At 71.8% G+C, this 12,671-nt stretch carries 12 protein-coding genes and 3 pseudogenes; 8 read left to right on the top strand and 7 right to left on the bottom strand.

From position 1 onward, the window contains the following. The first annotated feature begins 46 nt into the window (after positions 1-46). Both M8J73_RS05985 and M8J73_RS05980 read left to right on the top strand, forming a co-directional pair. A complete protein-coding gene (locus tag M8J73_RS05985) occupies positions 47-1,132 on the top strand; it encodes an S-(hydroxymethyl)mycothiol dehydrogenase (RefSeq protein ID WP_055539271.1) in 1,086 nt (361 codons plus the stop codon). Beyond that, positions 1,132-1,764 (top strand): MBL fold metallo-hydrolase, encoded by a 633-nt coding sequence (locus tag M8J73_RS05980; protein ID WP_055539272.1) that lies wholly within the window; start codon positions 1,132-1,134, stop codon positions 1,762-1,764. Before M8J73_RS05985 ends, M8J73_RS05980 begins: the two co-directional genes overlap by 1 nt. A 142-nt stretch (positions 1,765-1,906) precedes the next feature. On the opposite strand, the pseudogene M8J73_RS45460 reads toward M8J73_RS05980, so the two are convergent. Further along, positions 1,907-2,065 (bottom strand): annotated as a pseudogene (locus M8J73_RS45460) (IS5/IS1182 family transposase); the annotation flags it as partial. A gap of 59 nt (positions 2,066-2,124) precedes the next feature. On the opposite strand from M8J73_RS45460, the pseudogene M8J73_RS45730 reads away from it, so the two are divergent. Further along, positions 2,125-3,168, top strand: a pseudogene (locus M8J73_RS45730) (IS630 family transposase); the annotation flags it as partial. A 124-nt stretch (positions 3,169-3,292) separates the two neighbouring features. Here the strand turns inward: M8J73_RS45730 and M8J73_RS05960 are convergent. From M8J73_RS05960 to M8J73_RS05945, 4 genes and pseudogenes are all read right to left on the bottom strand, one after another. Next, positions 3,293-3,742 carry an SRPBCC family protein gene (locus M8J73_RS05960; protein ID WP_055539273.1) on the bottom strand — a complete coding sequence of 150 codons (450 nt, stop codon included), beginning with the start codon at positions 3,740-3,742 and terminating at the stop codon, positions 3,293-3,295. 52 nt (positions 3,743-3,794) lie between these two features. Beyond that, positions 3,795-4,145: an IS66 family transposase gene (locus tag M8J73_RS44705; protein ID WP_079054896.1), complete on the bottom strand. Its 351-nt coding sequence runs from the start codon at positions 4,143-4,145 to the stop codon at positions 3,795-3,797. 92 nt (positions 4,146-4,237) lie between these two features. Next, positions 4,238-4,533 (bottom strand): annotated as a pseudogene (locus M8J73_RS05950) (transposase family protein); the annotation flags it as partial. 306 nt (positions 4,534-4,839) lie between these two features. Then, positions 4,840-5,043, bottom strand: a complete 204-nt coding sequence (locus M8J73_RS05945; protein WP_055539276.1) for a hypothetical protein — start codon at positions 5,041-5,043, stop codon at positions 4,840-4,842. Between the two features lie 179 nt (positions 5,044-5,222). Between M8J73_RS05945 and M8J73_RS05940 the strand changes: the two genes are divergently transcribed. Together M8J73_RS05940 and M8J73_RS05935 are read left to right on the top strand one after the other, a co-directional pair. After that, on the top strand, positions 5,223-6,476 hold the full coding sequence (locus M8J73_RS05940; RefSeq protein WP_249828321.1) for a sensor histidine kinase: 1,254 nt from the start codon (positions 5,223-5,225) through the stop codon (positions 6,474-6,476). Positions 6,477-6,561: 85 nt separating this feature from the next. Next, complete coding sequence (locus tag M8J73_RS05935; RefSeq protein WP_249828320.1) at positions 6,562-7,563, top strand: hypothetical protein; 1,002 nt, start codon at positions 6,562-6,564, stop codon at positions 7,561-7,563. A 239-nt stretch (positions 7,564-7,802) separates the two neighbouring features. Here M8J73_RS05935 and M8J73_RS05930 read toward each other — a convergent pair whose 3' ends face one another. Next, positions 7,803-8,846, bottom strand: a complete 1,044-nt coding sequence (locus M8J73_RS05930) for an aldo/keto reductase (protein ID WP_249828319.1) — start codon at positions 8,844-8,846, stop codon at positions 7,803-7,805. Between the two features lie 124 nt (positions 8,847-8,970). On the opposite strand from M8J73_RS05930, the gene M8J73_RS05925 reads away from it, so the two are divergent. The 3 genes from M8J73_RS05925 (at position 8,971) to M8J73_RS05915 (ending at position 11,508) form a co-directional block, all read left to right on the top strand. After that, positions 8,971-9,642 (top strand): response regulator, encoded by a 672-nt coding sequence (locus M8J73_RS05925; RefSeq protein ID WP_055538068.1) that lies wholly within the window; start codon positions 8,971-8,973, stop codon positions 9,640-9,642. A 119-nt stretch (positions 9,643-9,761) separates the two neighbouring features. Beyond that, positions 9,762-10,952 (top strand): cytochrome P450 family protein, encoded by a 1,191-nt coding sequence (locus tag M8J73_RS05920; protein WP_055538067.1) that lies wholly within the window; start codon positions 9,762-9,764, stop codon positions 10,950-10,952. 55 nt (positions 10,953-11,007) lie between these two features. Further along, on the top strand, positions 11,008-11,508 hold the full coding sequence (locus tag M8J73_RS05915) for a hypothetical protein (protein WP_055538066.1): 501 nt from the start codon (positions 11,008-11,010) through the stop codon (positions 11,506-11,508). A gap of 42 nt (positions 11,509-11,550) precedes the next feature. Here M8J73_RS05915 and M8J73_RS05910 read toward each other — a convergent pair whose 3' ends face one another. Continuing rightward, positions 11,551-12,567, bottom strand: coding sequence for a Gfo/Idh/MocA family protein (locus tag M8J73_RS05910; protein ID WP_055538065.1), 1,017 nt, complete (start codon positions 12,565-12,567; stop codon positions 11,551-11,553). Positions 12,568-12,671 lie beyond the last annotated feature (104 nt).

The following is a 12,671-nucleotide window of genomic DNA, read 5'->3' as shown; positions in this document are numbered from 1 at the left end:
CACCCCGTCCCACCCACCCACATCGCACAGCGAGAGGACCACCTCCATGCCCCACCACGTACGCGGTGTCGTCGCCCGCGCCAAAGGCGAACCCGTAGCCGTCGAGACGATCGTCGTGCCCGACCCGGGCCCGGGAGAGGCAGTGGTGAAAATCCAGGCGTGCGGTGTCTGCCACACCGACCTGCACTACCGCGACGGGGGCATCAACGACGACTTCCCCTTCCTCCTCGGGCACGAGGCGGCCGGCGTCGTCGAAGAAGTCGGTCCCGGAGTGACGGACGTCGAACCCGGCGACTTCGTCATCCTCAACTGGCGTGCCGTGTGCGGCCGCTGCCGCGCCTGCCGGCGCGGACGCCCCCAGTACTGCTTCGACACCCACAACGCCGCACAGAAGATGACTCTCCTGGACGGCACCGAGCTCTCGCCCGCCCTCGGTATCGGAGCCTTCGCCGAGAAGACGCTGGTCGCCGCCGGGCAGTGCACGAAGGTCGACCCGGCCGCCTCACCGTCCGCGGCCGGCCTCCTCGGCTGCGGGGTGATGGCCGGCATCGGCGCGGCGATCAACACCGGCAACGTCGGCCGAGGGGACACGGTGGCCGTCATCGGCTGCGGTGGCGTCGGGGATGCCGCGATCGTCGGGTCCCACCTGGCCGGTGCGGCCAAGGTCATCGCCGTCGACATCGACGACCGCAAGCTGGCCACCGCCAAGAGGCTGGGCGCCACCCACACCGTCAACTCCAAGGAGACCGACCCGGTCGAGGCGATCCGCGAGCTGACCGGCGGGTTCGGCGCCGACACCGTCATCGAGGCCGTCGGCCGACCGGAAACCTACCGGCAGGCCTTCTACGCCCGCGACCTCGCCGGCACGGTGGTCCTGGTCGGGGTGCCCACCCCGGACATGACGCTCGAGCTGCCGCTGCTGGACGTCTTCGGCCGCGGCGGAGCCCTGAAGTCCTCCTGGTACGGCGACTGCCTGCCCTCCCGCGACTTCCCGATGCTCATCGACCTCTACCAGCAGGGCCGACTGGACCTGGACGCCTTCGTCACCGAGACCGTCGCCCTGGACGAGGTCGAGAAGGCCTTCGAGCGGATGCACGACGGCGATGTCCTGCGCTCGGTGGTGATGCTGTGATGACCGGCGTCCGCATCGAGCACGTCATCACCTCGGGCACCTTCAGCCTGGACGGCGGCACCTGGAACGTCGACAACAACGTCTGGATCGTCGGCGACGACCACGAGGCGGTCGTCATCGACGCCGCCCACGACGCGGAGGCGATCGCCCGCGCCGTCGGAGACCGCCGTCTGACCGCCATCGTGTGCACCCATGCCCACGACGATCACATCAACGCGGCTCCCGCCCTCGCCGAGGCCACCGGCGCGCCCGTCCTCGTCCACCTGGACGACCGGCTGCTGTGGAAGCACACCCACCCCGACCACGACCCCGGCGGTTACCTCTCCGACAACCAACGCATCCCCGTCGCGGGCACGGAACTGCGGGTGCTGCACACCCCTGGGCACACGCCCGGGGCCATCTGCCTGCACCTGCCCTCGCTCAACACCGTCTTCACGGGCGACACGCTGTTTGCGGGGGGTCCAGGAGCGACCGGCCGGTCGTACTCGGACTTCCCGACCATCATCCGCTCGATCCGGGACCGCCTCCTCGAGCTGCCACCGGCCACGCAAGCGCGTACCGGGCACGGACAGGGCACCACCATCGGCGCTGAAGCGCCCCACCTCGCCGACTGGATCGCACGAGGTCACTGAGCGGCGGCGCTCAGCGAGGATGCCGGGCCCGATGGGGGCCGTGAGCCTCGGTGTTCCGCGCACCGCGCGGGCCGGCACTGGTTGCCGCCATTCGACCGGAGTGGGATGACGCTCGCCGGAATGAGCCTTGGACCGTGCCCGACGTGGTGAGGCGGACGAGCCTCTTGTAACAGCAGAGGGGGGCGGCCAGGCCGAGAAAGGCCAGGTAGTTGCGGGGATTGCGTTCAGAGCGGGGGCTGAGCCGGCGGTAGCCGGACAGCCACGACATGGTTCGCTCGATGACCCAGCGACGGCACCCTACCGACCTTCCAAGCGTGGTGTCGTAGGGGCTGACGCCTCATGATCCCTGCGGCCGACCGCATGAGGTATGCGCAAGGGGGCGCACTGACCGACGAACGGCGGGCCTTCCGCGAGCAGTTGAGGATGGAGGCGGCCGAGCGGTTCCGGCAGGGCGACGAGAACCCGGTCATCGCTCACGACCTGCGGGTCAGCGTCCGGTCGGTTCAGCGGTGGCGCAGAGCCTGGTCGCAGAACGGGCCCCGGGCCCTGGCTTCCAAGGGCCCGGCATCGCTGCCGCTGCTCAGTGACGAACTGTTCGCCGTGCTCGAGCGGGAGCTGGCCAAGGGGCCGGTGGGACACAGCTGGCCGGACCAGACCTGGACCCTGTCGCGGATCAAGACGCTGATCTGGCGCCGCTTCCACAAGAGCTACACCGTTCAAGGGAGGGCCGCCCTGCTCAAGCGGCACGGCTGGAGCTGCCAGGTCCCCGCCCGGCGGGCGATCGAGAGGGACGAGAACCTGGTGGCCGGCTGGGTGAAGGAGACCCGGCCGAGAGTGGAAGGACCGTGGCGGCGCTCGACGCCTGGCTCGTCTTCGAGGACGAGGCCGGATTCTCGATGACGCCGCCGCCCCCCGCACCTGGTCCCGCCGCGGCCACACCCCGGTGACCCGCGTGCGGGGCCGCTCCCGCCGCCGCTTATCGGTGGCCGCCCTGGCCTGCTGCAAGGCCCGCGAACCCTCGCGGCTGATCTGCCGGCCCTGCCCGGACGCCCGGCCTGACGGGCGCGAGAGCTTCTCCTGGAAGGACTGCCGCGAGCTGATCCAGACCGCCCACCAGCAGCTCGGCGGCCCGATCGTGCTGGTCTGGGACAGTCTCAACACCCACCCGACGGCCGGAATGCGCCGCTGCATCGCCGACCGCGACTGGCTCACCGTCCTTCAGCTGCCGCCCTACGCACCCGACCTCAACCCCCGTCGAAGGCATCTGGTCCGTCCTGCGACGCACCACCACAGCCAACCGCGCCTTCGCCGACCCCGACGACCTGATCACCGCCGTCCGGCGCGGCCTACGCCAACTCCAGTCGCCCCGACGTCCTCGATGGCTGCCTCACCGGCACCGGCCTCCGACACCAGCCACCACGACGACATGTGACTGGACAGGTGGCTGGTTGGCTTGGCTCGGTCGGCTCTGTGGCGGCTGGCGGGACCCTGTACCGCCCCTGAGGGCGTGGTGACCGTCAATCTGGGCTCAGCGCAAGGCGCTGGCGAGGTAAGCGTTGCGGGTTCTGATGAGGCGGGGCATGTACCAGCTCAGAACAGTGCGGTCGACGACACGTCCGAGGAGTCCGAACGGCGAGGCAAAGTCGATGACGTCCCTCATAACGGTGCCGCCAGTGCCGTCCGGCTCGAAGTGATGACTGTGATGCCATCGCTTGAAGGGGCCGGCATCCTGCTCGTCCACGAAGCACTGGGGCGGGTCATACGCCGTAATGCGGGCGGTGAGTCGCCAGATCAGGCCGAAGTGGCGGGCCTGGAAGGTCACCGTGTCGCCGAGTGAGAGTCCGCCTCGGGTCCTGCCGCCGACCGCCCGCTCCGACGAATCGGCCATCGACCGCGTGTGTGCTTCCACGTCGAGGCATGCCTCGAACACCCGGTCCGGGGGTGCGGCGACGGCTGTCACGATCTCGAAGTGCGGCACCGGGCCATCCTAGAAGGGCGTGCTTGATCGCAGGTCGGTGGGGCCGGCGTGGTCAAGTGGTGGCGGGCATCCAGGGGCTGCCCCGCACGGCCTGCACGAGGACGTCGAGCATGGGCTGGTCCTGGCGGGCCGCGGTGGCGAGGTACGTGCGGATCGCGGCGAAGTCCTGGGCGCCTTGCAGGGTCCGCGGACACTCGGAGACCTTGATCCGCAGTTTTCCCATCCTGATCGCCTGTTCGGCCGGGTTGTTGTCGAACGGCAGCCGCAGGTCGTGGACCCGGCGCAGGTAGTCCTCCCAGCGCCGGTGCAGGCGCTTGAACAGGGCGTGGTGCTGGCCTCGGTCTTCGACGCTCGGGCGGCGGTGGCTGCCGGCCGGTCGTCGACCGCGCGGTGAACCATCTATCCAGTTACGACGACATCACGCATTCAAGGTCAGTAATCGTTCGCTGGACTCGATGCCCTTGCGGGCGATCCGCACTCCGATGTGCCGCTCGATCATGAGCTTCAGCCCCTCGCTGTGGTGGGTGTTCCCGGCCGAGACACCGACGAGTGGGGCAGTCCGTTCGCGTCCGACAGGATGTCCATGTTGGAACCCGGCTTGCCCCGGTCCAAGGGGCCCGGACCTGTGTGTTCGCCCCCTTTTGGCGCGGACATGCGCGGTGTCGAGGACGACGCGGGTGACGTCGATGAGGCCGACGTCGTCGAGCCGGGTGCAGCACCGCTTCGTGCAGTCGGCCCCAGACACCGGCCCTCGACCAGATCAGGAACCGGCGGTGAGTCGTCGACTGGGATCGATGGCTGCTGTGATGCGGTGCCCGTGCTCGGCAGCGCCGTGCCGGTCCTGGCGCGCGACCACGGCGTGGCCGTCGGATCCGAGCCTGCTGCAACTGCCGGTGGCTTACCGGCCGGTGAGGTCGCCGAGCAGAACGCAGCAGAACCAGGAGGACTGCTACACCGCCGACCACTACGCGTCCTTCGACCTGATCGACTACGACCGCTGAGCCGGCCCGATCGACTACGACCGCTGAGCACCGCGAGGACACCCGTCGGGCCGTCCGTCCGCCCCCCACCGGAACGGACGGCCCGACGGGCCAGGGTCAGCCGGCCTTCCGGCTGTCGGCCGCCGCGAACAGGGCGAGCCCCAGCACGATCAGCGCGATGCTCACATAGATCTCGTAGCCGTCCAGGACGGCCCACCGCTGGGTCACCCCCCACCGCAGCTTGCCGGTGAGCTCGTAGACCAGACCGCCCGAGCCCTGCAGCAGGGCGAGGAACCCGAGGAACTCCAAGAACTGCTTCATGGCAGGGATCCTCACGCCACGGACCCCTCCCGCCCATCGGCCGCGGGGCCCTGCCCGGCCGACCGCGGTACCGATCCGCACGGCGGCGGGCCACCGAAAGTCGACGAGGTCACGACTTTGGTCGCGATCCCCGGCGGAAAGGCGTCGACGGGGGCCGACTCTGCATAGATTTGTCGACTGTGAGTGGTGACCGACCGGTGCCCGAACCACCGGCCTTCCCTGGGCGGCGCTGGCTGTTGCCGTCCGCCGTCCTCGACCCCGCCCAGGAGCCCGGCGGCGGGCGGCCGGACCGGCGACCCCGGCGCACCGCGCGCGACTGGGTCGTCGACTTCACCTGCTTCCTGCTCGCGGTGGGCATCGGCCTCCTCGCCCTGGACACGGTGAACAAGGAAGTCGGCCTCCCCGACGCCTACGCCACGCTCGACCAGGTGCTCGGCGCGCTCGCCTGCGCCGCGGTATGGCTGCGCCGCCGCTGGCCGACCGGGCTCGCCGTCGCGATGGTCCCGGTCTGCTTCGTGTCCGCGACCGCGGGCGGCGCCGGCCTCGTCGCCCTCTTCACCCTCACCGTCCACCGGCCCTTCCGGTACGTGGCCGGAGTGGCCGGCGTCTCCGTGCTGTTGAACCCGGTCTTCTACTGGCTGCGCCCCGACCCCGACGTCAGCTACCCCTGGGCGGTCTTCCTCTCCGCCGTGCTCACCGGCGCCATCGTCGGCTGGGGCATGTTCGTGCGTTCCAAGCGGCAGTTGATGCTGAGCTTCCGGGACCGCGCCCGGCGGGCCGAGACGGAGGCGGCCCTACGGGCCGAGAAGGCGCAGCGCCTGGCCCGGGAGGCCATCGCACGTGAGATGCACGACGTCCTCGCCCACCGGCTGACCCTGCTCAGCGTGCACGCGGGCGCCCTGGAGTTCCGGCCCGACGCGCCCCGCGCGGAGATCGTCCGCGCGGCGGGCGTCATCCGGGAGAGCGCCCACGAGGCGCTCCAGGACCTGCGGGAGATCATCGGCGTGCTGCGCGCGGGCGACTCCGACGACGCCGGACGCCCCCAGCCGACGTTCGCCGCGCTGGACGGACTCGTCGCCGAGTCCCGCGTGGCCGGCATGAAGGTCGTCCTCGACAGCCACGTCACCGACCCCGCCGCCGTCCCCGCCTCCGTGGGCCGCACCGCGTACCGCATCGCCCAGGAGTGCCTCACCAACGCCCGCAAGCACGCGCCCGGCGCCGAGGTCACCGTCACGGTCTCGGGCGCCCCGACCGACGGACTCACCGTCCGCGTCCGCAATCCCGCCCCGCCGGGGGAGGTCCCACCCGTCCCCGGCTCCGGACAGGGGCTGATCGGCCTGACCGAGCGGGCGACCCTCATCGGCGGCCGCCTGGAGCACGGCCCCGAGGCGGACGGCGGCTTCGAGGTGCGGGCCTGGCTGCCCTGGGCCTGAGAATCGGGTGTGCGCGCCGCCGGGGAGTCGACCATGATGGCCAGTCGACGCGTTCGGCACCGGGCACCTCGGAGGGGACAGCAGCGTGAGTTTCGGGGGACACGATCCGTACCAGCCGCTCCGGCCGCCGAACGGAGGACCGCCCCCGTCGCCGTACCCCGGCCCGTATGTGCCGCCGCAGCCCGGCCCGTCGCCCTACGGCCCGCCCTTCCCCCACCCGTACATGCCGCAGCGCCCGCCCTCCCTGTGGCAGCGGATGCGCGAGGACGACTGGCCGCCGCTGGGCGAGTTCCTGAGCGGACTCCGGCTGCACGGCTGCCTGTGGGCGCTGGCCGCGCTCTGCGCGTGGCCGTTGGTCGTCGGGGTGCTGGCGGGCTACCCGCTGGCCCGCTCCGCCCGCCGCCGGGCCCGGCGGCTGTTCCCCTCCGGGGCCCGCCACCGCGTGTTCGACCCGGGCGTGGCACGGGTGCAGCGGACCAGGGCGTGGACGGCCACCGCGATGTCCCTGCTGATCCTCGCCGTGTACGGCAGACCGGAGGACGTGGACCAGGCGCAGGAACAGTTCATGATGCGGATCACGATCACGCCCTGGCTGCTGCTCCTGAGCGCACCGGTCGTCGTCGTGGTCCTCTTCCGCCGCTCCTCGCCCGCCGCCCGTCGCGCGATGCGCGCCCCGCTGCGGACCGCCGGCAGAACGGCCCTGTGGTACTTCGGTGGTTTCACCACGGTGCCGCTCATGGTCGCCGCGATCCTCTACGCCAAGCACCGCATGGGCCCGGACGCGGGCCGCTGGGTGCCGCTCGCCCTCCTCGTGCCGCTGCTGTGGATGCTGCTGTTCCTCGCCTTCGCGACCGGCCCCGCCGTACGCACCGCCTTCAACACCGCCGACGTGCACGCGGCACTCCCGGCGCTGCTCACCGGCGTCCTGGTGTGGGAGCTCGCGGCGATCGGGCTGGCGATGGGCGGGATGCCGCCGGGGCCGCCGGTGGTGCGGTTCGCCGCGCTGGTGGGTGGGCCGTTGTCGGTGACGGCGGTGGCGTGGTGGGAGATTCGCCGGTTGCGGGTGCGCTACGGGGTGGGGTTGTAGGGCGCCTGACAGCTCGGGGGTGCGCGATTCGTCGGCGGGTGCGGGTGGGTGGGGGTTGTTCGCGCCCACGCGGCGGAGCCGCATGTGTCACCGCCCCGCGCCCCTGAAAAGCGACCGGGGCTGCGCCCCGTGCTTTTCATGGGGAGGGCGGGCCGCAGGCCCGTCCCTCCAGGGGCGCGGGGAACTGCGCGAGCAACCACGAACCACCCGCACCCGCCAACGAATCGCGCACCCCCGAGCTACTGGGCGCCCCGGCCCCACTCCCGCGGCACCACCCGTTGCCCCGCCGAGCCGTACACCCAGGCCGACGCCTCGTCGATGAAGTCGCCGGGGAAACCGAGACGGAAGCCGGTCGTGTCCTCCAGACGGGCCAGGACCTCCTCCGGCAGGACCAGCCGGGCCGCGCCCAGGTTGTCCGTGAGCTGTTCGGCCCGGCGGGCGCCCAGGATGGGGTGGACGGCGGGGGAGTGCGCCATCGTCCAGGCGATGGCGACCTGCGCGGGCGTGGCACCGAGCTCGTCCGCGGCGGACTGCACGGCCTGCGCGACCGCCCGCTCCCGCCGCCCGATGGTCTCCGCGGACAGCCGGGTCGCCGTACCCGGCGCCGGCCCGCCCGCCCGCGTGTACTTGCCGGACAGGATGCCGTTCTGCAGCGGGCTCCACGCCGCGACCGACATCCCGAACGCCTCCGCCATCGGAAGCAGCTCACGCTCGATGTCCCGGTTGAGCAGGCTGTACGGCACCTGGAGCGCCGACAGCGGGGACCAACCCCGCCACTCCGCGAGGGTGTTGGCCCGGGCCACCACCCATGCCGGTGCGTCCGAGATCCCGACGTACAGCACCTTCCCGGACCGTACGGCGTCGTCCAGCGCGCGCATCGTCTCCTCGACAGGGGTGTTCCGGTCCCAGATGTGCACCCAGTACAGGTCGATGTAGTCGGTCTCCAGGCGCCGCAGACTGGTCTCCAGCGACAGGGCCAGGTTCTTGCGGTGGTTGCCCGCCGCGTTGGGGTCGGTGCCGTCGCGCGAGACGGTGTACTTCGTGGACAGCACGAACCGGTCCCGCTGCCCCTTGAGCAGCTCGCCGACGATGCGCTCGCTCTCCCCGCCCCGGTAGTTGACGGCCGTGTCGATCACATTGCCGCCGGCCTCCGCGTACACGTCGAGGATGCGCGCGCACTCCGCCCGGGGCGCCCCCACCCCGCCCTGCTCGCCGAACGTCATGGCGCCGAGGAACAGCTCGGAGACACGGAGCCCGGTCCGGCCCAGGAGTCGGTAACGCACCCACAACCTCCGTCAGTTGAATGCCGTACCGGCCGACACTAACGGGTCGACCCGACGGAAGGCGGGGGTCCGCGACGCGGCGTCATTACGGTAGGGCCATGACCGACATCCGAACGGCGGGCCGATGACCCCCATCCGACTGCTCCTCGTCGACGACGACCCCCTCGTCCGCGCCGGGCTCTCCTTCATGCTGGGCGGCGCCGACGACATCGAGATCGTCGGCGAGGCCGCCGACGGCGCCGAAGTGGACGCCCTGGTCGACCGCGCCCGCCCCGACGTCGTCCTCATGGACATCCGGATGCCCACCGTCGACGGCCTCTCGGCCACCGAACGGCTCCGCCGCCACCCGGACGCCCCCCAAGTGGTCGTCCTCACCACCTTCCACGCCGACGACCAGGTGCTGCGGGCCCTGCGCGCGGGCGCCGCCGGGTTCGTGCTGAAGGACACCCCGCCCGCCGAGATCGTCGACGCGGTACGCCGGGTCGCCGCCGGTGATCCCGTCCTGTCGCCCGCCGTCACCCGCCAGCTGATGGAGCACGCCGCGGGCGCCGCCCCCGATACCCGCCGCACGACGGCCCGTTCCCGGGTCGCCGCCCTCAACGACCGGGAACGCGAGGTCGCCGTCGCGGTCGGCCGGGGCGCCTCCAACGCCGAGATCGCCGCCGAACTCTTCATGAGCGTCGCCACCGTCAAGACCCACGTCTCCCGCATCCTCGCCAAGCTCGACCTCAACAACCGTGTGCAGATCGCTCTGTTGACATACGACGCCGGCCTGCTGGAGGAGGACGGTCGCTAGCTCCGGCCGCCAGGGCGGGGAGCTCCTACCAGGGGCCGTCGCCCGGTGGGTGGGGAATCCGGTGCCTGGCGCGGGCACTCGCGCGGGGGTCCGTGCGTTGTGCGGGTGAGGGGGGATTCATGAGGAACACGCATGTGATCGATCTGGGGGAGTACGGGGCCCGGTTCACCGAGGACCCGTATCCCGTGTACGCCGAGCTGCGCGCGCTCGGCCCGGTGCACCGGGTACGGCTGCCGGGGCACGACGCGCACCACGAGACATGGCTGGTCGTGGGGTACGAGGAGGCGCGGGCGGCGCTCGCCGACCCCCGGCTGTCGAAGGACGCCTCGAAGATCGGGGTCACCTTCCTCGACGAGGAGCTGATCGGCAAGTACCTGCTGGTCTCCGACCCGCCGCAGCACACCCGGCTGCGGGGGCTCATCACCCGCGAGTTCACCGCCCGCCGCGTGGAGCGTCTGCGGCCCCGGATCCAGCAGATCACCGACGACCTGCTCGATGCGATGCTGCCGCTCGGACGCGCCGACCTGGTGGAGTCCTTCGCCTACCCGCTGCCGCTCACCGTCATCTGCGAACTGCTCGGCGTGCCCGAGTTCGACCGTGCCGCCTTCCGTGAGATGTCGACGGAGACGGTGGCCCCCACCAGCGCGGAGAGCGAGTACGACGCCTTCGTCCGACTCGCCGCGTACCTGGGCGAGTTGATCGAGGACAAGCGGTGCTCGCCGCCCGCCGACGACCTGCTCAGCGCGCTGATCCGCACGACCGACGAGGACGGCGACCGGCTGTCGCCGGACGAGCTGCGCGGCATGGCCTTCATCCTGCTCATCGCCGGCCACGAGACCACGGTCAACCTCATCAGCAACGCCGTGCGTACCCTGCTCGCCCACCCCGGCCAACTCGCCGAGGTACGGGCCGACATGAGCCTGGTGGACGCGGTGGTGGAGGAGACCCTGCGCTACGAGGGCCCCGTGGAGAACGCGACGTTCCGCTTCGCCGCCGAGCCCCTCGTCATCGCCGGCACACCCATCGAGGTGGGCGATTCCGTGCTGGTCGGCCTGGCCGCCGCCGATCGCGACGACAGCCGCTGCCCCGCCGCCGACCGCTTCGACATCCACCGCGACACCCGGGGCCACCTCGCCTTCGGGCACGGCATCCACTACTGCCTGGGCGCGCCCCTGGCCCGACTGGAGGCCCGCGTCGCCCTCCGCACTCTCCTCGACCGCTGCCCCGACCTCGCCCTGGACGGACCGCCGGGCCCCTGGCTGCCGGGCATGCTGATACGCGGCGTACGGAGCCAGCCGGTCCGCTGGTGAGTACGCTCACCCCGCCGGCGCACGCCGCCCCCGAGCCCCGCAGGAGAACCCGACCATGCTGCGCACCGCGGAGATCACCGCGGCCCTCACCCGGCCGCCGGGCGGCAAGGAGAGCCATCAGCTGTACTGGGGGCCCACCGTCGAGTTCAGCCTGGACTGCTTCGTCTGCGAGCGCCTCGGCCGCACCACCCTCTTCGAGCGGGGCGCGGAGAAGGCCCTGTGCTCCGGTACCCGCAGCGGCCTCGGCCGGCATCACGCGCCGGCCCGCATCGCCGCGTTCGACAGCACCTCCGGCGACGAACGGCTCGGGGTGCGGATCCTGGTCGACTTCTGGTGGGCGCCCTTCGAGGACGGCCGTGACGGCCGCCGCTCCGCGGCCCCGACCAGCCACCCCTGGGTGCGACTGCACCTCGGCTACTACTGCCACGAGACCAGGGAGTCAGGCAAGCCCAGCATCCAGACCAATGTGAGCCGCCCGTGGGACCTCCGCTGCGGCGACTGCGACCAGATCCTGGCCACCGACACGGAGACCCCGGCGGTACGGCTGCTCGTGTGACCCGGGCGCTCGGAAACCCCGGCGGTACGGCCGTCGGGCGGCTCAGTCGCGGCCGCCCGGGATCTCGCCGAGGCTCACCGGCCGGTGCTCCCGGCGGGACACCTCGCAGGCCTCGGCGACGCGCAACGCCTGCAGCGCCTCACGGCCGTCGCAGGGGTTGGCCCGCTCGCCGCGCACCACCTCGACGAACGCGGCGACCTCGGCCTCGTACGCGGCGGCGAAACGCTCCAGGAAACCGGTCCACGGCTTGTCGGCGGGCGGCGGCCCGGCCGGCTCGGTGGACGCGACCGGCGTACGGTCGTCCAGCCCGACCACCACGGTGTCCAGCTCACCGGCCAGCTCCATGCGGACGTCGTAGCCCGCCCCGTTCACCCGCGCCGCCGTCGCCGTGACGAGGGTGCCGTCCTCCAGCGTCAGCACGGCGGCTGCCGTGGCGCAGTCGAAGGCATGCGCCTCCCGGAACACCGGGTTCCCGGCGTCCGACCCCGTGGCGTACACGGTGACGACCTCGCGCCCCGTCACCCAGCGCACGGCGTCCAGGTCGTGGATCATGCAGTCCCGGAAGATGCCCCCGGAGACCGCCAGGTACCCGGCGGGCGGCGGCGCCTGGTCCGCGCTCAGTGCCCGCACGGTGTGCAACCGCCCCAGCCGGCCCGAGCGCACGGCCTCACGGGCGGTGACGTAGCCGGAGTCGAAGCGTCGCTGGAAGCCCATCTGCAGCACGGTTCCGGCGGCGTCGACCTCGGCGAGCGCGTTTAAGGTGCCCTGCATGTCCACGGCGATGGGTTTCTCGCAGAACACCGGGAGCCCCGAGCGTGCTGCCCGACCGATCAGTTCGCCGTGGGCCGACGTGGCGGCCGTTATCACCACGGCGTCCACGCCCCAGGTGAAGATCTCGTCCACTCCGGGTGCGACCGTCTCGCCCAGGCGGTCCGCGAGGTCATGGGCCCGAGCCGTGTCGACGTCCGTGATGATCAGGGAGCCGACGTCGCGATGACGGCTGAGCGTGGTCGCGTGAATCGTCCCGATTCGACCCGCTCCGATAAGTCCGATGCGCATGAGAAACAAAGTGCGGGCGTACCCGCCGCCGTGTCAATGCTTTGTCCGGACAACCGAACGACGCGGCTTCCCGTCATCCGGCACCGGGGCTACGCTCGGCCCGT

Source organism: Streptomyces neyagawaensis (assembly GCF_023516595.1).
GTDB lineage: Bacteria > Actinomycetota > Actinomycetes > Streptomycetales > Streptomycetaceae > Streptomyces > Streptomyces neyagawaensis.
Note: the sequence above shows the minus strand (reverse complement) of the source record. Positions and strands in the feature narration are given on the sequence as shown.